The organism is Flavobacterium sp. MMLR14_040, from assembly GCF_033657265.1.
Lineage (GTDB): Bacteria > Bacteroidota > Bacteroidia > Flavobacteriales > Flavobacteriaceae > Flavobacterium.
In genome coordinates this window covers 1-22,120 of sequence record NZ_JAWVWO010000011.1, presented here as the reverse complement: position 1 = coordinate 22,120, position 22,120 = coordinate 1, and the positions used below count along the sequence as shown (strand labels likewise).

Sequence of the window (22,120 nt, the reverse complement as noted above, 5' to 3'; positions counted from 1 at the left end):
CTAAACAATTGTTTTGATAAAAACTATCAAAAAAACAATAGATAACAAGATTATGGTAAACGATTTTAGAATAAAAAAATATTGGATCGCCACTCTTTGCACGGTACTTTTCTCTTTGGCGAGTTTCTCTCAGGGTCTTGTTGATACTACTATCGGCTTTAATAGATCTAAAGAAACGGATTCTTTAAAAAAACTAGGATTTAAAGATAAAAATCTGGCTAAAGAGCTGGCTAAACTTCGCAAGAATAAAATCGCAGATTATATGTCGATGACAAATAGACAAGATGCTGTAATCAAAGAAAATAAGGCGAAGCTGACTTCAAAATCTAGTACAGCCCCAAATACAAACACTACCAAATTAATGGCTACAGCCGAAATGGTATGTGAATCTAACGATTTACGATACGGAACTATTTATTCGCCTTATGCTATTTATGGAGATTATAGCGGGATTAGGCTTAATACTTTAGCAAATATTACTTTCAGAAAATGGACTAATGCTACTAATGGAAATTTAGTATATGAATGGAAATTATTTGATCCAAATGGTGTCTTACTAGATACAAAAAACACTTTGAATTTTCCTATTACGGCAACATCATTTGGTACTTACAAAGTAACCTTAAAACTTACTGATGCAATTGGCTGCACTGAATTTGAACAAAATTTTACGGTACGAGATCCTAATGTTTGCATTATTCCTCAAGATGCTCGAGGTGGAGCAATATATACCCCTCAAAACAGAGAACAGGTGCCAATGAATCACGAATCTATAATTACTTTTTCTCCTTATGGTTTTAGCCCAACCAATTTTATCTACAAATGGGATTTGCTTAATTTAAATGGACAAAGCGTAGCAACAAGCACACAAACCGATTTTACAATTAACCCTTCAGCTGAAGGTCAATATGTCATTAATCTTGAAATTACAGATCCAACTGGCTGTACAACTATATATAAAAGAGATGTAGAAGCTGTAGAATTTTGTATGTACAATAATGATGAGTATGCTGTAGCCATAAGTGCTCCCGATGAATATACTACAGGCAGAGTAACAGATATTAAAATTGGACAAACAATTACTTTAGAATCATTTTTATGGAATGGTTTTCCGCCAGATGATTTTACTTACAGCTGGAAACTATACAACCCTAATGATGTAGAAATAGGCTCTGGATCTAATACTACGTTTCCAGTAACAACCACAATTCCGGGATATTATAAGGTAACATTAGGAGCAACAAGTAAAGCAACAGGCTGCGTAACAAGCACCAGAAAAATTATGAATTCTCTAATTGAAAACGGTTGTACTGTTAACAATGAAAAATCATTAGAAGTGCAAAGTCTTTATTTAAGTTTTGTGAAAAAATTGATTCAAAGAGTTGTTCTCGGAGAAACTGACGAACAAATTAATTCTACTATTGCTATGCCTGAATTTATGGCACTTAAACCTTATATTAAAAATAGTATTGGAGATAGAATATATAATTTTGTAAGTCTAAAAGAAGGTTTTGGTGAAGATCAAAGAGTAAATGGAATTAATTTTTCATTCTCCCCGGATAGAGCATATGATGTTCATATTTATAGCTTCTACGGAATATATTACAACCCTGAATATAATACACCAGAAGATCTGGATTATAGCGTTTCATCTGCTATTTTCACTAATGTTAGTCAATATATAGCTGCAGATGATTTTTTTGTTTCTTGCCAAGTTATAAATGGTGGAAAAAAGGCTAAGACAGGCAAAGTTGTTTTAGAACCCTATGAATGTACCAAAGAATCTGAAGTAAGAAATATAATCTTCTGTCCGGGTGAAGGAAGCAATTGTACACCGGAAATAGTTGGTATTATAAAATCAGCTAACACTTATATATATCCTAATCAGGGAAATTCGTTTTCGTTTGAAACTACAGTTCCTAATTTAACGTATTCCTGGACCATAACATCAGAAGCAGAACAAGCAATAAGCACCAGTAATGCCGATATTACAACTCCATTTGCTTATACTTTTGCAAATGAAGGTGTTTATTTTATTAAACTAGTCGCTAAAAACGAAATAGGCTGCACTACAAACTTTACTAAAAAAGTAATTGTTGACAATAAACGATGTGCAAGTGAAACAAACACTTTTGTATTTGAAACAGAGGTTGCCAATGTAAATTATACATGGACAACTACTGACATAAGTGGTAATATTGTTGATACTGTTACAAACACAACTGGTGTTTATAGCTTTACAACAAATATTGCGGGAACTTACGAAGTAAAATTAACTGCAAATGCCGAAGAAAAATGTGAAACTATTTTTAAGAAAACAATCTTTATAGAAAATTGTACACCGGTTGTAGTCGTTTCTTGTACTCAAAACAATCCGCTTACACCAAAAATACACCGCTTATTTATTGATTTAGTCAACAAATTATCAAGTGCACCAAATGGTGTTGATGCAAACGTTTATGCAAAAAATGAGATTGCCGCTTTAATACCTTACACTTATAGTCCAAGAGCTAAAATATTCAACTTTACTAATGACACTTCTTCAATAAGCTTTTCGTTTACAGAAGATGCTATTGGAAACGACGTTTATTTACCTAAATCTAATTTGGGAACAATTACAGGAATTGACCTTGATAAATTTGAAGGTCATCCATATAAAACTATTGTTGAAACTCATTATAGCAACGGTTCTTATGATGATAATGGATATGTAAGAAATATAGATTTCTGTCCTTCTCAAGAATGTACACCACTAGTTGGAACAATCACAATTGTAAAAAGAAATGCAAATGTTACAAAACCGGTTTCTACAGTATTGCCAACCAAAACATATCAATACGAAGGAATTTGGTTAAGCAACGCTACACAACAACCGGAAGTTAATGCGTGGGTAGATTATAAAGATGCTTCTGGCGTACTAAAACGAACTTTAATAGGTGCAATAACCAACGGATGTAAAGAAATTATTGCTTCGAGTATTGTAAATACAAATGGTGTTGATGTTTGCTCTAATTGTCAGGAACTTCATGTTGCAAGCCAAAATACTGAGTTATGTTATAAAGTAACTTACCTGGATTGTTCAGGCCAAATAAAAACACTGGTTACAGATGCAACAACGGTGTTTCCGGGTAAAAGAATTATAAGCGCTATACAACAGGCCTGTAATTCGACCAGTCCCCCGCCTGTAGAAACAAGTAAAACGACAACAACAAGTACTAGTTCAAGAATATAACGCACTTAGATAAAACACACTAATTGTTTTAACAAACAAGTAGTTATAAAAAAAGATAATTAGATTATGGTAAACAATCTTAAAATAAAAAAATACTGGATAACCACTCTTTGCATGGTGTTTTGTTCATTGTCTTCTTTTGCTCAGGACTTAAGTGATGCAACTATAGGTTTTAATGCAGACAGAACAACTGTCTCTTTGAAAAAGTATGGTGTTAAAGATCAAGATATAGTTCGGGAAATTTCTATTCTGCGTGACTTACAATTAAATCGATATTTAGAAGCAAAAAAAACAGAAGATATCTATTTTCAACAAACTAAATCTGGACAAAGTAATAAAGCTACGGCAGAAATACCTCAAAGCGAAAAAGACGCTTTAAAATTGCTATATGACAGTACGGATGGTGATCACTGGAAAAATAAAACTGGTTGGGATTTTTCTACACCTGTAACAAATAGTTGGCGTGGTATTAACGTCTATAATGGTCATGTAACTAGTATAAATTTACAAAGTAACAATTTAAATAACGGTACTAATCCGTTTCCGGATTTAAGTGCCTTAACGGCGTTATATGGACTCTTTTTGAGTGACAATCCCCTTAACGGAAGTATGGAAGCATTTAGCACTTTAACAACTCTAAATACGCTTTGGCTTGGTTATAGTAATTTTTCAGACACAACTATCCCTACTGGTTTTCAAAACTTTACAAATTTACAAGACCTAAGTTTAACTGGTTCAGGTTTAAGTAATATGACAGATTTAAAATTTATTGCAAATCATCTTACTGGTTTGAAATATTTAAATTTAGGCCAAAATAATTATTCGGGTTCATTGCCAACTGAATTACAAAATTTGTCATTTCTTAACACAATCACTATTTCTCAAAATAAAATTTCTGATATTTCTGCATTAAGCAATATACCAACTCTAAAAACCATAGGCTTCCCTTACAATAACATTACATTTATTCCGTCAGGTTTTACTAATTTAAACTTAGAGCAACTTCTTTTAACAAACAATAAAATTACAGGCTCAATTCCTACTTTTATTAAAAATTATCCAAATCTTAGAACATTGTGGCTAAGTGAAAATCTTTTAGAAGGGAACATACCTGATTTTACAAATTTAACTTTATTAAAAAGTTTTATTATTAATACCAATAAATTCCGTTTTATTGATTTTAGTAATCAATTTCAAATCTATAAAACAAACATAACTACTCAATTTAATTACTCACCACAATTTAAAATCAATCAACCAGAGACCATCACCAAGGGTATCGGACAATCTGTAACATTCAAAATGTATCCGGATGGCGATGAACGTTATCTTCAAAATGACACGTATAAATGGTTTAAAAATGGAGTTGAAATTAATGGGGCAACTGGTCTTACTTACACAATATCAAATCTAGATGCAACAAATGCTGCTACATATTTTTGTAGGTCTTATCATGCTGCTAATCCAGATATGTCTCCACTAGTATTAGAAAGAGAACCAATAATATTAAAAGTATCTAATTGCACTCCAACCGAAGGAACAATAACATCCAGCACAGATAAATTCCACACCAATGCAGAAAGCAGTTTCGCGTTCGAATCTACGGCAACTGGTTTAACTTACGAATGGTCTGTAACTCCTGCAAACGGAACCGCAACATCAAACACATTAAACTCCTATACACATACTTTTACAGAAGCAGGAGATTACGAAGTAAAACTTGTGGCTACAGATAGAAACGGATGCTCTACTATATTTACAAAACCTGTTAAAGTTGAAGAAAGATATTGTGACAAAGAACCTATCGACTTTGCTTTTAATACTACAGAAACTAATTTAACATACAACTGGACAAGTACAGACTCTCTTGGAAATATTGTGCACAGAGAAACAAATGCTACCGGGCTATATACTTTTACACCGCAAGTTGCCGGTGAATATATTATCGAATTGGTAGCAAGCAGTGCAACAAGCTGTAAAACGTTGTTTAGTAAAAATGTCATTGTTGATCAATGTACACCTTATATTTCTTGTACAAAGGACAATCCTCTTTCTCCGGAAATACACAGTTTGTTTATCAATTTAATTACTAAGTTGGCAAGTACTCCAACCGGAACAAATGTAAACGTATACGCACATAAAGAGATTGCTGCCGTTGCTCCTTATACACCAGATAAAAAGGCAACAATCTATAATTTCACAAATACAACTGAAGCGGTTAGTTTCTCATTCTCACCAACTGCTGCCGAAAATGAAGTTTATATTCCTAAATCGGCTTCAGGATCAGTTACTGCTATTAATTTAGACAAATATAAAGATGCGTTAACATCAACTATTGTTGCCACTAGTTATAACAGCGGAGCTACTAATAATTCAGACGGACATGTTCGTAATATCGATTTTTGTCCTAAAGAATTATCGTGTGTATCTCATATCGCTCTTGTTGTAGATGAATCTGGTTCTCTTGATTTTACTGAAATTAATAAAATTAAAAAACAATTGAAATTATTTGTTGCAAAACAAGCCTTTACAAATGATGATATAGGTTCTAACATTCACGTTTCAATTACGGGAATGTCCGATAGCGATGCCAATACAAGAACTGATTTTATTGCGCCAACTAAAATGACAGCGGGCAATGTAGGAATATTTAATGCATGGATCGATAAATTAGGAAAAAGATATGGTGATACAGGAATTAGCCAGGCTTCTGACTACTGGAAAAGTGGTTTGGACGGAGCTTTAGCTTACACTATGAAACCAACCTTTGTTTTAATGATTACTGACGGTTCGCAAACTGCAAACGTTCAGGGATTAAAAGAGACTTTTACAAAATTTGATAATAACAATAAAACGATTTCTGTTCCTAAACTTCCTCACTTATATGTAGTAGGAATCGAAAACGGAAATTATGTTGACAGAGATTCATATACTAGTAAATTATCGAGAGATTTAGATCCTAATTATAATCCATCATTGGGATCAAATAATAGTCTAACAGCTAAAACAACGCCGTTACTTACTAAATCTTTACAGTATTTACTAGGTCTTTCGGCAACTCAATTCCCTGTATCTGATATCAATCAATTTAATGTAGGTACTTATTTCGGACATTCAAATTTTGATTTATTGGCTTCAGATGAAACATATTTTGCTGATAAAGTTGTCACAGGAAACTTTGCCTGCGGAACTCCAGCAATAAAAGATTTTTGTGATGACTGTTTTTCTTTCAAACCAGAACCTGGAAAAGAATATATCCTGAGTGCATGGGTCAAAGAAGAATCAGTGGACCAAGTTAAAACCTATACTAACCCAGTAATCCAATTAGTATTTTATAATGACAAAGAGGCACTTGACATAGATGCACAAAAAATTGATTCTTTATCTATAAAAGCAAGTGGAGATATTATTGACGGATGGCAGCGAGTGGTTCAAAAATTTAAAATTCCAGGTAATACAATCACAATAGGTATTGAGTTAGAAAACTTAAGCCCAAGTATTCCGGTTTATTTTGATGATATCAGAATTCATCCGCTTCAGGGAAGTGTAAAATCATTTGTTTATGATCCTGAAACATTCAAATTAATGTCTGAACTGGATGAAAACAACTACAGTACTTTCTATGAATATGATAATGAAGGAGGTTTGGTTCGTGTTAAGAAAGAAACTGCCAAAGGAGTTAAAACCATTCAGGAAACACGTTCGGGAAGTGTAATCAATGCAACAACAACAAATCCTTAAAGTATGTTTAAAAAATTACTATACGTATGGGTTTTATTCAGTAGTTGTTTAGCACATACACAGACCGTAAGTCAGGTTTTTCAAAAATTAGCCAAACAATATAGTGAAGCTAAACCTTTGCAATACAAATCAACTTATTCTTTATATAAAGATTTTGATGCCAAAAAAGTAGAAGAAACTTACAAAGGTATTTATTATAAAAATGCCAATAATGAGATTTACACCAAAATTGGAGATACTGAAATGCTGAATTCAAAAACAGTATTTCTTAAAATAAGTAACGCCGAGAAAGCAATTGAGATTTCAAATCCGGTTCCTAATTATGCAGGAGATTTTGATATGAAACCGCTCCTTGATGTCTGTAAAATTGAAAAATTTGTTGACTATAAGTCATATTGGGAAATAACTATGGTGGCAAAGCCCTACTCTAGCCTTCCTTATTCGAAAATTGTGGTTCAGGTTACAAAAAGTTATTTCTTGCAAAAGCAGACTTTTTATTACAGTACGGCGGTCAATTTTTCTAAAGATTATCGAAGTCCCGATCCACATTATCCAAGGCTAGAAATAATCAATACAAATTTTAACAGAAATCCGGTTAACGCTTCGGTTTTTAATACCAAAACCTACTTTACAACATCGGCTAAAAAGCAAATTTTTTTAGTAGAAAGATTAAAAAATTACGAGCTTAACGATCAAAGAGTTATTTCCAATAAATAAAATAAAAAATAGATATATGTATATCAACAAGCATCTAATAGCATTTATATTTACACTGTTTTCATTGTTTGCATTTAGTCAGCAAGAGGAGACTTTGGGCGGCAGAAAACAAGGAGATGACCTAAACAAACAGCCAATATTAACAGTTGAGGACTCTAAATTTGCAAGTTTAGGCCAGAAAAATGTTTTTACTTCAGTTAAACCTGTAGTATCTATTCACTTTGGTTTTAACGATAATCTGGCAGATCTGGCAGCTTATGCCGCTGTATATTATAGCGAAATTGAATTACTAATTAAGCCTATTGATAAGGCCGGTAATCAAATTATGACTTATGTAGACAATGCTAATAAAGTCGTAACATATCCAAATCCTTTCAAGATTACATTAAAAATAAAACATGATAATGTAACGAAAGGAAAATCGTTTAATGATTATGCTGTGTATCAATTACCTGGAGTTCATAAAGCTGAAGTAACAGTTCAATCTATCAAATATACTTCTACAGATGTAGATAATCAGGTTTTAACAATACCTAACTCTCCCGCATATCTGGAGTTAAAATTTAAAACGGATCGTTACTACAATTTGCATTTTAGTGCGACTGAAAATACATCGGTATTTCCGATGTCTCATAGTCTTATAAAATACAATGGATTAACAGAAGAAACTGTTAGTAGCGGTGCCGAAGAATTAATCATTAACTGGACAAAAGATGCTAATGCTCCAGCCGTTGAATATGAACTAGAATGGACATGGATTGATAACTATGGTAAAGAAAACAATAAATTAACTCCGGAAGAAATTGCTTTAACAGAACAGGATTTTAAACGTAATAGTACCCGAATTCAAACAAAAGAAGTTAGTTATAGAATTCCACTTGTGTATTCTAAAGGTTATTTAGTTTATCGTGTAAGACCTGTAGGGCGTTTTCTTGACAATATTTCTAAAAACTATTATGGCCTTTGGTCAAGTGGTTTAACAGATACATTTACTAAAGTAAGTCAGTGGCCTCAAATGGTCGAAATAGATCAGGCACACGAAAAAGGGAAAAAGAACTGGCAATATCAGGCTTCTTTTGCCGAAGACGGAAAAAAGAAAGAAGTTGTAAGTTATTTTGACGGTAGTTTGCGTAATCGTCAAACGGTAACAAAAACAAATACTGCCGGAGAAGAAATCTCAGGATCACAAAAAATAACCACACAAGGAAAAGCAATTGTTGGTGAGGTCATTTATGATACTCAGGGAAGACCTGCTATTGAAGTTTTACCAGCTCCTGTAAATTCATCGGGAATTCATTTTTACGATGCTTTAAATAAAAATGCCAGCAATTCAATCTATACTCATAATGATTTTGATTGGGATAATCCGTCAGTTACAGACTGTACTCCGATCCCTGTTGCAATTATGTCTAATGATAATGGTGCCGGTAAATATTATTCAGAAAACAATGCTACTTACAAAAACTATAAAGATTTAGTTCCTAATGCAGGAGGATATCCTTTTTCTCAGGTAGAATATACTCCTGATAATACCGGAAGGATCAAAAGAAAAGGTGGTGTTGGAAAAGACCACCAAATTGGTACCGGCCATGAAATGCAATATTTTTACGGGCAGCCAAAACAAGAAGAACTAAATCGTCTTTTTGGTTATAAAGTGGGAGATTTTTCACGTTATAAAAAGAATATTGTTATCGACCCAAATAAACAAGTCAGCGTAAGCTATCTTGATCCTCAGGGAAGAACAGTGGCGACGGCACTTGTTGGAGACAATCTTAAAGATGCACAAGGTAATTCAACTCTTGTTTCTTTGGATGATGAAAAAGACGATACTCTTCACCTTAAAACAACAACCAACTTATTATCAAATAATGATAAATATGCTTCTGGTAATAATGGTGTTGTAGAAGATGGTATTCGATTGAATACTCCAGTTTCTGTAGTAAAAGAAGGAGAAATTAAATTTGCTTATACATTAACGAAAACAGCTGGTTCCTTTACAGATGTTTGTCTTAGCGCAAAACAATATCCATTTGTTTACGACTGGTCAATAGCTTTAAAAAATGACTGTGCAAACGAATTGCTTATCCCTTCAGATTCTTTGTCATTAAAAATTGGCAAGTTCAGTGTAACCTCTTCTACTCCTGCTTCTTTAAGTTTCAAAAGAGACTATACAGCATTAGACGCAGGTAAAGCTCTAAAAGTAGGAACTTATCCTTTAAGCAAAGATCTTCGTGTAGACTATGATGTCTTAAACAAATATACTGATGATTATATTGCACAATTAAAGTTAGACCAAAAATGTTTGCCTGACTATGCCGGCTTAGAACCTGATATTACAGAAGAAGATTGTAATGTAACTTGTAAAAGCTGTGAAGAATCATTAATATGTGATAATCTTAGTCCGGAGGAATGTGCAGCTTTTAAACTAAAACTTTCTGCCGATCCTGCCGATCTTGGTAAGGTTGCCGATAGAGAAACTCAGGTTTTGGCTGCAGAAAAGCAATATGTGATTAAAAATCTAAATGCGAATTTCACAACAAATACATTCGCTTACAGCGGATCACAATTTACCGGAACTGATACTGATCAAAAAGTAATTGATCAAAAGGTTATTCTTCCAAAAGTAACTTCTTACAAACTTGAGTTTAGAAATTTATTAACCGGATGTCGCGAACTGTGCAAACAGCCTATTAATGTTTGTAATCTTAATTTAGAAAACCTATTGGGTGATGTTAGCCCACATGGTCAATATGGTTCTGTTGAAGGATTAGAATCTGAAGATGAAGAAATCATCGATCCTAAATCAAGCAAAATAACTGATCCGTTAAGTGTTTTTAACGACCAAAACCAACTTTTATACGGTGGTTATACAACCGTTATGGATACTGTTCCGGATACTACTGAAGTTGTAGAAATAAAAGTTTCTAACTACAACTGGAGAAAACCTTTTGGAGGATCTTATAAAAACGAAGACGGATCAATAGCTAAAATTAGAGTACAACTAACCGGAGAAGGCCAATACAAACCTGCTTTGGTTGACACAGTAGTTTTAACTCCGGAAAATGATGATGATCCGGATAGTGATGATCCAAGTGTATTTTTGGTAGAGCCTAAATATATAAAATATATAGCTGATTTTGTTCCGTTATGGAAACCAAATTGGGCAAATGCTTTGTTACCATATCACCCGGAATATCAATATTATGTTTACAATTCAGCAATATGCGAAAAATTAAACACGGTTGGAGACAACTCTGATGGTTTTGATGAAAAAATAAGAGAAATTGAGTACGCTGACGGTGAAACCGGAGCGATCAAAGACACAGAAAATAAAATATTTGCACCAAACGGTTTAATTACAAAATTATTAATCATTGGCGCTCAGGATGCAGACAGCGATCCTTATTATACTTCTAAGAATAATCTGGAATCTGACACCGATTTCAGAATTCGAAAAGATTTAATGAGAGAAGCAACAACTATCAATTTTGAAGGCATTAAGATGGCAAATGGCAAAAGATTGAATATGCTTCAAACTTCTTATTATTTTGCTATTTACAATAACGGAATTGCACCTGAATCAGTATATGAAGATTTTATAAATCTGTCTACAGCAGCCTTATTGGATAATATTGATAAAATGCAGGATCCAATTTTAAAACAAAGAATCTGGACAAATTTCAAAACCAATTATATTTCGTTTAAACAGAAAACAAGAACGGTCTTCTCTCATGTTTACGCCGCTACAAAAAACAACTATAATGATTGTATTGGTAATGTAGAGAGCACTGACACTTTTGTCACTTTATTCAAAAAATATGATGCAATTAAATATGTTGATAATAAAACTAATTATCAATGGGTTACAGAGGCAATAGATACTATTCCTGACAATCCGGCTATACCAGCAGGAAGTAAAGGAATTGAATGGGCTTGTTCTGAAGAAACTTCATCTTTATTTGTAAAGAAAGAAAAACGTTTTATACCAGCTGATTACGGATTTGATTCCTCTCTTGAAGATGCTCAGGCTATTGCTGATAAACAAAACAGTGCAGAATCCGGCATGTATATGGAAACCGGAAAATGTCCGATGGCTTTTGAAATGGAATATTTCCTAAAAGGATTGGTTGATAAAACAATACAGCCAGATGGTTTATTAATTAATGGCTTCAAGACCACTAGTATGCCATATCTGACTAAAAATTTATTTAATGCACAGGTTAATCCAACATTTAATTTAGCAACAGCTTCAGAGACTCCAAGAATTAAAGCTTCTAAAGGTGCTTTAGGAGTCTTAAATATTGGTTTTACTTATTTGGGTAATGATAATATTGCTACACCTATTGTGTTAAATTTTGTAAATAATAATTCTTATCAGGATGCATGTGGTAACAGTCCGGCTGCACCAAATTGGGAAGATATTGTTGGTTTCAAAAACTTTTATTACATACCGGGATCTTATGACAGAGAAAACCAAACTTATCAATTTCAGATTTTAGGAATTGTAAAAAGAAAAACTGCATCAGGGTCAAATTGTACTGCTCCGGAAGAAGTACTTATTGAAGGAACAACAAAAGCAAGAGTAGGCGAATGTGGTTATTTAACAGAAGCTCCTTGTGATAAAAAAGAAAGATTTGATGAATCATTTAGAAAATTAGTACTTAATCTGCAATCTGCCGGAACGCTTAGAAATGCTGATTTAGATATTACGGTAAATCCTGTATTTACAGATGGATATCTTTATACTTATTTAGGTATTAAACAAAATGATGTCGTAAAATGGAAAAATACCGCAGAGGGTGTTTCAATTTCTGTAAATGATGAAAAACGTGTCAACTTAAATCTTGGAAGTTATACTTTAGGATCTGACCGTATTTCTAATATCGTAATTGGAAATCTGCAAGGAAATTATAATCTTGTAAGAGTAACAACAAGAAGGTTATTATTTTCTACCAGACAGATATCTGCAAAAATTACCTCAGGAAATACAAACGCACCGCTTTATTTTACATGTTGTTCTATTTGTGGAGAATGGGATTTAAATGGTGATGGTGTAGGAGATACATGCAGTGGCCCTGGCGTAATCTGTGGTACAATTGACACTGATGGTGATGGATTTTTTGACAAGTGCGACAATTGTCCAAATACACCAAACCCGGATCAAAAACCTTGTAGTAGCAACTACACTCCTATTACATCTTGTTCTGTAGTGGCAAATGATGAACTTACTTATGAAAACAATGTAAAAAACATATTGAACGATTTCTTAATTTCAAGAAACCATGAAGTTAATGCAGATGGTGATTTCTACAAATCAGGATCTGTATCTGGCTACAGTCCGATAAGTACTTTTGTCAGAGATTCTAAGTTAGTATCTCATTTCCAAAAAGCAAGAACCAGATATACTGAAAATAATTTCAAAGCAGTTGTAATAGACAAATACTCTATTGTTGCAGAAAACAATTTAGTAAGCATCAACTTTGACGAAAATTCTGGATCTGTTTATAACAGGAATTTCATCAATTTCTATGATATTAATATCAAAAATGCAAGACGCATTAACTATATTGATGTTACAAGTGACTTAACATTCAAAATCAACTTCGTTGATAGTCAAGGGCGCACAGTAACACAAAATGGTAGTAAAATTTCTCACTATACGTTTACAAAAATTACAAGTTCAGAAGCCAAAGCTCCTGCTGTACCTTTCTGTCCGTTTATGTCAGAAGTTTATCCGCCTAAAACAACAAGCAAACAATCAATTAACAGTGGTGACGATTTATATGTTTCTGTTTCTCAGGACGGACAAATCATAGCCGAAAATAAAATGGCTTTGTCTGCTAAATCAGCCAAAACCAGCGTTGTTACCTCTATAGAAGCAGAAACTTCAACTTTTAGCTGTTCAGACCTATGTATTCCTAGTGCAGTGGCTCCAGTTGTTTGCGGTACAAAATGGTTAACTTTCAGACAAATGATAAATGGTCTTGTTCCGGATTACAAAATCCCTGAGAACATGGACACAAATGCTACTTATTTCTGTGAAGCTAATTTTGGTTACATCAGTACAGATTATTTACAATATTTAGCAAAACTTGAAATAACAAGTATTAAGAATCCATTATTTTTAACAATTAGTGAATTTGGATCAACTAAATTAAGATACGGGAATACTGTAACAAGTTCTGTTGTAAATGAATACTATACTTATATTCAGGGACAAAAAGCAAACCCTACCGAAGTAGCGTTACTTTGGTATCAATTTGCAGATAAATACGTTATTGATAACAAAATTTGTCCGCCAGCTATAATGGTTCCTACATTTAGTACAGTAATCCCTGTTGAACCAGGGACTAAAACACCTTGTGAAATATATGCCAGCACTGTAAAAGCGGCAAACAAACAAGAAATTGAAAATACTTTTTATGCAACTAAAAAAGAAGAGTTTAGACAAAACTATCTTAAAGCTGCTTTTGAGGGATTAACAGAAACCTTAACTCAGACTTCTTTCGACAAAGAATATCAATATACATTATACTATTATGATCAGGCTGGAAATTTAATTCAGACCGTTCCACCAGAAGGAGTTGACAGATTGAAACCTAACTCTGATGCAGCAATAAAAGATGTTAGAGAAAATAATCCGGAAAAAATAGATACTACAGCTGTAAATGGTGTAGCTGTTGCTCCGGGTCATAAAATGCAGACGCAATACCGTTACAATTCGCTAAACCAATTGGTGTGGCAAAAAACACCCGATGGTGGTGAAACTAAATTTGCGTACGATCCTTTAGGAAGAATTGTAGCTTCGCAAAATGCAAACCAGTCAAAAAGCACACCGTTATTCAGTTATACAAGATATGATGGACTTGGCCGAATTACAGAAGCAGGACAATTTGAAGTAAAATCTGGTGTCACCATAAACATCAATGAAAATGGAAGATTAGTTTTTGGAGCTTCTACGTCTAATGATTTAGTTCCTGTTGATGCTGAAGGAGATAAATTCCCTTACAGCCAGGGATCACATTTTGATCAGGTGACTAAAACATTATACGATATTCCGGTAGAGAATTCAACAGATTGGTTTACCTCTTATGCGGCAGATAACAATCACAAAAGAGTTACCGCTGTTATGTATTATGATCAATTATTGTCAGAAGTAACACAGGTTAAAGCATACGATAAATACAATAATGCTATATTATATGATTATGATGTTCACGGAAACGTAAAAGAATTAATTCATCATACAAATAATAATAGCAAACTAACTGAAATGAAGTTAGACCGCAAAAAAGTGGTTTATGATTATGATTTAATTAGTGGAAACGTAAATCAGGTAACGTATCAACCTAACAGTACTCAGGATAAATTTATTCACCGTTATGAGTACGATGCTGATAACAGAATCAAACAAGTTTACACCAGTAAAGACAATGTAATCTGGGAAAAAGAAGCCAATTACCTTTACTACGAACATGGTCCGTTGGCACGTGTAGAAATTGGAGACAAAAACGTTCAGGGATTAGATTATATCTATACGTTACAAGGCTGGTTAAAAGGAGTTAACTCAGAAAGACTGGGTTCTCAATACGATGCCGGTAAAGACGGATTGGTTGTTGCCAAAGATGCTTTTGGTTTTGCATTAAACTATTACACCGGAGATTATAAATCAAGGTTTAATATTGCCGATAATAGTAATGCTGTAGACAATAAAGTGTTTAGTTTCAGCCAAGGAACTAACAATCTTCAGAAAGATTCTAACCTATACAACGGTAACATCAAAGAGATGGTAACATCGTTATTGGGTACAGAATTAGGTACAGATCAGCAGCCAATTCCAATTCCTACGCAGTTTAACTATTACAAATACGATCAGCTGAATCGTATTAAGAGCATGGACTCTAAAGCGATTTCGTTTGCTGCCGGAGGCTTGTCTAATACTCCTGTAGACGGATTTAAGAGCGATTACAAATACGACAGAAACGGTAACATTACATATCTTAACAGTTGGGCACCATTAGCAAATGGGGCATTAAACACAACTCAAATGGACAAGCTAACTTATAATTATTTAGCTGGTACAAATAAATTGACACATGTTAATGATGCTGTTCCTAATAAAGCATTTTCAAACGATCCCCTAAACGACGATGATACTTCATTGGATATTGACAATCAAAATGCTAATAACTACGGATATGACGAAATTGGTCAATTAGTAAAAGATGCCAAAGAAAATTTAGACGAAATCAAATGGCGCGTTGATGGTAAAGTAGAATCCGTTACAAAAAGTAAAGGAGACGCGAGTAAACAGGTTGTTATTAGTTTTGAGTATGATGGTTTAGGAAACAGAATTGCTAAAACAGTAAAAACTGCTTCGGCAACCAATACAACTTATTACCAACGTGATGCTCAGGGCAATGTACTGAGTACTTACAAAATGGTTAACAATGGTGGAATTACAAAATACTACCTTATTGAACAGGATATTTATGGCAGCAGCCGTTTAGGTGTTGAAAGAGGAGAAAAAGAAATAACAGCAGATGTTTCTTCGGCCCTTAAAAACTCAAAATTTGTAACAGCAAAAGAAAAAAATGCTATTGTTGCAAAAGTAGCAGAAACAATATCCGGAAAATGGGGATTAGGATTTACGTCAAGTATAGGGACTGCCCTGTGGTCCGTAAACGAGAAAAATTCTATCAACTTATTTGACAATAAAACACCAAAAACAGAAGCTGTATCGATAGTTTCGCATTTTAAAATTGGTGACGATACCAGTGATGTAGTCGCATTTAATTTAGCTGCATTACACGGATCTTCTACAGAAGGCAGTTTTCCCGGAGACAATTCTATCTCGTATAGAAGTTCAATCTTAGTTGGAATTAAAAAACAAGGAAATGGCTACACACCAACAATTTCATTGGTAAAATACCGTCGTAACCATAATAAATATACCGTAAGAATAAAACTTAGAAAACGTACCCGCTACTCTTATAGAAGTTATGCAAGTGCTATAGATTATGAGGTGCGACCATCGGAAAGACCTGATATGCCTATTATTTCTATACCCGAAAAAGAATGGGATTTTAAAGCTGACATCAAGCTAAATCAGGCTACATCAAATTATGATATAACGATTATACTTAATGGAAACGTTTATACTGCTGTTGCTTCTCAATCTTATAATATTTTAAATGGAGAAGAGAACAAAGGAATGGACAGTGGAAGTAAAGATCTAAAAATTATAATTCCATTTAATTCACTTGGTTCGGCAACCGTTCCATTTCGATCAGGAAAAGATGATAAAAACATTAATTCACCTGCTCATAAATCAGAGGTATGTGATTTTACTTATAGTATAAATAACGGAGAAGAACCAGAAGATCTTAAGGTCAATACATTTGAGCTTGACGAAGGAGGAACTAAGACCGTTACAACATCAAATACAAATATCCCAATGGTATTGGCAAATGATGGCGTTAAATTTGCAAATACCTTCTGTAGCAATCCAGATGAAGATACAGATGGTGATGGTTTTATAAATACCAAAGACAACTGTCCGTTTATATTTAATCCTTTACAGGAAGACGGAGATAAAGACGGTGTTGGTGATGTTTGTGATAATTGTATTTCAAAACCTAATGGTCCATTACAAGCAGAAACCCCAGGTGTAGGAAATCAATTAGACACTGATGGAGACGGTCGCGGAGATGTGTGTGATAATTGTATAAAAACACCTAACTTTGATCAAATTGATTCTGATGGAGATCTTGTTGGTGATGTTTGTGATAATTGTAGAGGAAAAGCCAATCCAGAACAGACAGATGCAAATGCAAACGGAATTGGAGATGATTGCGAAGGAGAAGACCAAGGTGAAGGAAACGAGGGAGTGGCTTCAAACCCATTAACTTCTTATCGTTTTGTTGGAGATAAAAACTATGAGTTATCAAACCATTTAGGAAACGTACTTTCTGTAATTACAGACCGTCCATTATTCGCTTACAGTGGTCAAAATTATAGTTTCAATCCAGACGTTCTTACGTTCTCAGATTACTATCCTTTTGGAATGCTGGTGCCGAATCGTCATAAAGATGCCAAAGAGTATCGTTATGGGTTTCAGGGACAGGAGAAAGATGATGAGCTAAAAGGGGAAGGAAATTCGCTTAACTATACTTTCAGAATGCATGATCCGAGGATTGGACGTTTCTTAAGTGTCGATCCACTTGCAAAACAATACCCTCATAATTCACCATTTGCTTATGCAGAGAACAGGGTGATGGATGGTATAGAACTTGAAGGACTAGAATATTTAAATAAGGAAGACGCAATGGTTGAAATGAGAAATGGAGCAGTATATCTTAAAATAGAGAACTTTAGCAATATGACTCAAAATGAAATTGGTAGAGTAAATCGTTCAGGAACTGTTTCAATTAGAGAAAATGGAGAGCAAGTGTTTGGTTATGATTCTCAAGTGATAGGAAAATTTTCAATTGAACCTGTTGCAAAAAATGTAGATGGTGCAGGATTAGATGGATTATTAATAGATTTTGGATCAGTTGCAGAAGGTGGTACTGCTAAATCTGCAAAAGAAGCTTACACTATAAGAATTCCTTCAGGATACAATAAATTCGGAGAAGAGAGCCAACGATCTAAAAGAAGAAATTTAAGAGTAGGAGATCTACCTTCCACTGGTGCTTCTGCAAGTATTAGAGGAACGGCGGCTTTTGGATTAGCAATAGGTATAACTACCGAAATTTATAAAAATTATGCAATCTTTACAGATGTTTTCGAAGAGCAGGCTGTAAATGAACAATCCGGATTACTTCTTAATGATGTTATGGGATCTATTTCTTTAGCAATTAGAACCGGTAAAATTCCAAAAGAATATATAAATGAGCGGGATATTTCAGATATTAGTAACGTGATTTTATTTGGAGGAAATGGAAATGAAAGCGAAAGAATTAAAAACATTGGACTTAATATTTACAATGATTTAACGGTTGAAGGACAAAATAAAAAAATGGGAAATTTTATTCTTAAAATCTCAAGAGAAGAAAATAAAACAGAACTAAATGATGAACAGAAGGATGCGATTAAAGTTCAGGATAACACGAGAGTTGGTAAATAATTTGACAAGATGTGGGTTATTTATATTATTGTCTTGCATGTTTTTAAATTGCAGTTATCCTAAATGCTATTTGGGAGGTACTTGGGTAATCAAGGAAATAACTGTTAATAATAAAAATTTCACGCCATATTTATATATCAATACATTTGGAATTCATTGTAAAGATAATTCTGCATGGTTTCATGCATCATATTTCTTCGAAGATGATAAAGCAGCAACATGGACAATTACAAACAAAAATGGAACCGAAGAGATTGAGTATGTAAAAATCAAATCGAAAATCAAGATTTATAATAATAACTTTAAAGTTAAACTTGAAAAAACAGGAAAGAATAATCAGCTCCATTTGATATTAAAATCTAACAATGTTTACATATCTGCTTATAAAATTCTTGAGGATTACTAAATTAGATATTATGTGCCAGTAGAATTAACGATTTTTGAATAAGAAATTTGTATGAATATTTCCTGACTTCAAACTCGAACGACGCACTATAAGATACAGATATTAAAAGTTTTAGTTTCTGTAAAGCAATAAAACTACAACCCTAAAAAGTTGTAGTTTTCTATTTTAACTATATTTATCTAAACTTCATCTAAAATTGTATTTTTGAGCAAAACCACAACCATGAAAAAAACGAGTCCAATAATTCCATTATTCAAACAATTCATAAAAGAAACAGAAAGCGGAAAGCGACTCAAAAAAAATGGTGAAAAAATAAAACCAGGTTCAATACAAAATTACTATTATGTATTAAACAATCTTATTCAGTTTTCTAGTGATACCAAATTTGAATTACGTATTTGTGATGCATCCAAACTGGATAAACGCGAACTTGCATCTGAGAAAAGTTATTGGAAGAAATTTTATCAAAAGTTTACCGATTTTTTATACAAAAAAGGCTGTCACGATAATTACGTGGGAGCCAATGTTAAAGTAATTCGAGTGTTTTTTAATTATCTGAAAAATGATAAAGATATTATTACTGGTGATTTCCAAAGATTATTTTATGTTCGAAAAGAAGAAATTGAAATTTTTGTTCTTTCTCCCGAACAGCTTAAGTTTTTAATCCACGATAAAGAATTCGAGCAGACACTTATTCCAAGTCATAAACGAATTAAGGATATTTTTGTTTTTGGCTGTACTACCGGATTACGATATTCAGACATTTTTTTGTTGACCAATAAAAACTTCGAACAAATGGAAGGAGATTGGTATTTGAAGCTCAAATCTCAAAAAACTAAAACTTTTAGTTTTATTAAACTTTCGGCTTATGCCGTTACTATTTTTCAGTGTTATAAAACTACAAATAATAAAGCCACACTTTTTGGAACCATCAGTTTGTTCAATTTTAATAAAAGTTTAAAGCAAATTGGGGAACAGGCAGGTTTTACAATGCCGATAGAAGTTTCTCGTGAAAAACAAGGGAAAACCCAAAAATTGACCAGGAAAACTGATACATCAAAAAATCGTTTTTGCGATAAAATGAGTTCACACATGATGCGAAGAACTGCAATTACAACGCTACTTATTTTAGGAATGCCAGAACATTTAGTTCGTAAAATTAGTGGACATAGCAATGCTAGTAGTTCATTTAATCGATATGTTCATTATGCACAAGCCTATATGGATAAAGAAATTGAAAAAGTGCATAGTAAATTGGAGAGTTATTAAATTGAAAAATAGTATAAAATCGAGAACACCCTTTCTTGTTTTTTTCAAGGAACTCTTTAGGTAGTCTAACATTTTTCAAAAAAAAATGGAACCCCGTTGTCTTGTATTCTAGAACTCAAAAAAACCTCGCATTTCTGCAAGGTTTTCTATTTTTATTCTATTTATTTTTGTCATTTCTCTTTTGTTGACAAGTGGGGCGCTTGTGCAAGTATGCATATTAGCACAATATCCGCTACTTTTAAGAATGCTTATTTTAAAGAATACTTCGCAGAGAGTGATGCACATTAAAATTATTACCTTTTTTTTCTCCATTTCGGTTCTGAGAATATTCCTATGGGTAAAATAGGTATTTCAGATAGGTAATAATTATTATTAAATTTAAAAAACTTATGGTCATCTCCATAAACAATTATTAAAATTGTATCTTTTTTTAAAATATCAAAAAATCGAATCTTTTTAATAACAATACTCTTGACGGGACCTTTTATGCGTTTAGCTTTTTTAAGGTACTCTATTACGTTATAACCGCCTAATTCATTTTTTTTTTCTTTTAAGTAACTAACTGAAATAAACCTATAATTATTACTATTTGATGAGAATTCATTTTTTAAATTATTTTTACAAGAACAAATTAGTAACAAAAATGTCATTATATTACCTATCAATAATCGCATCTTCATAACTTTCTTTTGTTTTATTGCTTGCATCTTTAATCACTGTTGTTTTAGTAGCATTTGGAGTCGTTGAAAGTTGCTTGTATGTTTCATTAGGAGTATAAGCAGAAAACGACCCTATTATAAATCCTCTCCAATCATTTATTGATTCTTCTGAAACACTAATAGCTCCTGTACTATTTAAAGCAATAGCTACAAAAGTTGTACAATTGTGAGACAATCCATTGTATTCTACATTTCCTTTAACTTGACTATTTAAATTTTGTTGTAAATTATAAGTCTGCTCGGGTGTAATGTCGACACGTATTATCCCATCAGGTGCATAACCCTCTCCTCGTTCTTTATCCTCTGGTATACCATTTACAATACTTGGTAGTTGAGAAATATCATGATTAGAAATATAATTCTCTAACGATTTATGTTCCTCACTTATTTTACCTCCGGATTTAATTACGAATGCTTGCTCTTGATAAATTGGAGGCTGATTTTGAGTAGCACCTTTACCTCCTAAATCAGCTCCTTTACCTGGCCAATGGTCATAATAAGTATAAGTACCCATCGACTTATAACTTACTTTACCCTGTTTATCAATGATTTTTTCATAATTCTGTAAAACAATCCCAGTGTGTCCAATTTGAGGGCTTTTATCACCATCTGTATCTTTAGATTGAGTAGCCCAAATCGCGACCCATGCCTCAAGTCCATCCATATCTATAGCTTGAATAGGTGTATTACTGGCAAACTGATAAGGAGTTAATTCAGGGTACTTTTTTGTCAATGGATCAACATTAAAGAATCTTCCAATTCTAGGGTTGTACATTCTCATACCATAATCTTGAAAATTCCCTTCACCCATAATTTCATTGTCATTTCCTTTCCCGTTAAACCCATAACGATACTCTTTGGCATCTTTATGACGATTCGGCACCAGCATTCCAAAAGGATAGTAATCT

7 protein-coding genes are annotated in these 22,120 nt (G+C 33.3%); 6 read left to right on the top strand and 1 reads right to left on the bottom strand.

Features of this window, described 5'->3' with window-relative positions; genetic code table 11:
• Nucleotides 1-13: 13 nt before the first annotated feature.
• From SD960_RS15125 to SD960_RS15100, 6 genes are all read left to right on the top strand, one after another.
• Nucleotides 14-3,232 (top strand): PKD domain-containing protein, encoded by a 3,219-nt coding sequence (locus SD960_RS15125; RefSeq protein ID WP_318804431.1) that lies wholly within the window; start codon nucleotides 14-16, stop codon nucleotides 3,230-3,232.
• Between the two features lie 66 nt (nucleotides 3,233-3,298).
• Nucleotides 3,299-6,973 (top strand): PKD domain-containing protein, encoded by a 3,675-nt coding sequence (locus SD960_RS15120; protein WP_318804429.1) that lies wholly within the window; start codon nucleotides 3,299-3,301, stop codon nucleotides 6,971-6,973.
• 3 nt (nucleotides 6,974-6,976) lie between these two features.
• Nucleotides 6,977-7,690: a hypothetical protein gene (locus tag SD960_RS15115; RefSeq protein ID WP_318804427.1), complete on the top strand. Its 714-nt coding sequence runs from the start codon at nucleotides 6,977-6,979 to the stop codon at nucleotides 7,688-7,690.
• Nucleotides 7,691-7,706: 16 nt separating this feature from the next.
• On the top strand, nucleotides 7,707-18,818 hold the full coding sequence (locus SD960_RS15110) for a thrombospondin type 3 repeat-containing protein (RefSeq protein ID WP_318804425.1): 11,112 nt from the start codon (nucleotides 7,707-7,709) through the stop codon (nucleotides 18,816-18,818).
• A 70-nt stretch (nucleotides 18,819-18,888) separates the two neighbouring features.
• On the top strand, nucleotides 18,889-19,224 hold the full coding sequence (locus SD960_RS15105; RefSeq protein ID WP_318804423.1) for a hypothetical protein: 336 nt from the start codon (nucleotides 18,889-18,891) through the stop codon (nucleotides 19,222-19,224).
• Between the two features lie 204 nt (nucleotides 19,225-19,428).
• Nucleotides 19,429-20,493 carry a tyrosine-type recombinase/integrase gene (locus SD960_RS15100; RefSeq protein WP_318804421.1) on the top strand — a complete coding sequence of 355 codons (1,065 nt, stop codon included), beginning with the start codon at nucleotides 19,429-19,431 and terminating at the stop codon, nucleotides 20,491-20,493.
• A gap of 654 nt (nucleotides 20,494-21,147) precedes the next feature.
• Here the strand turns inward: SD960_RS15100 and SD960_RS15095 are convergent.
• The coding region (locus SD960_RS15095) for an RHS repeat-associated core domain-containing protein (protein WP_318804420.1) at nucleotides 21,148-22,120 on the bottom strand (973 nt) is incomplete at its 5' end.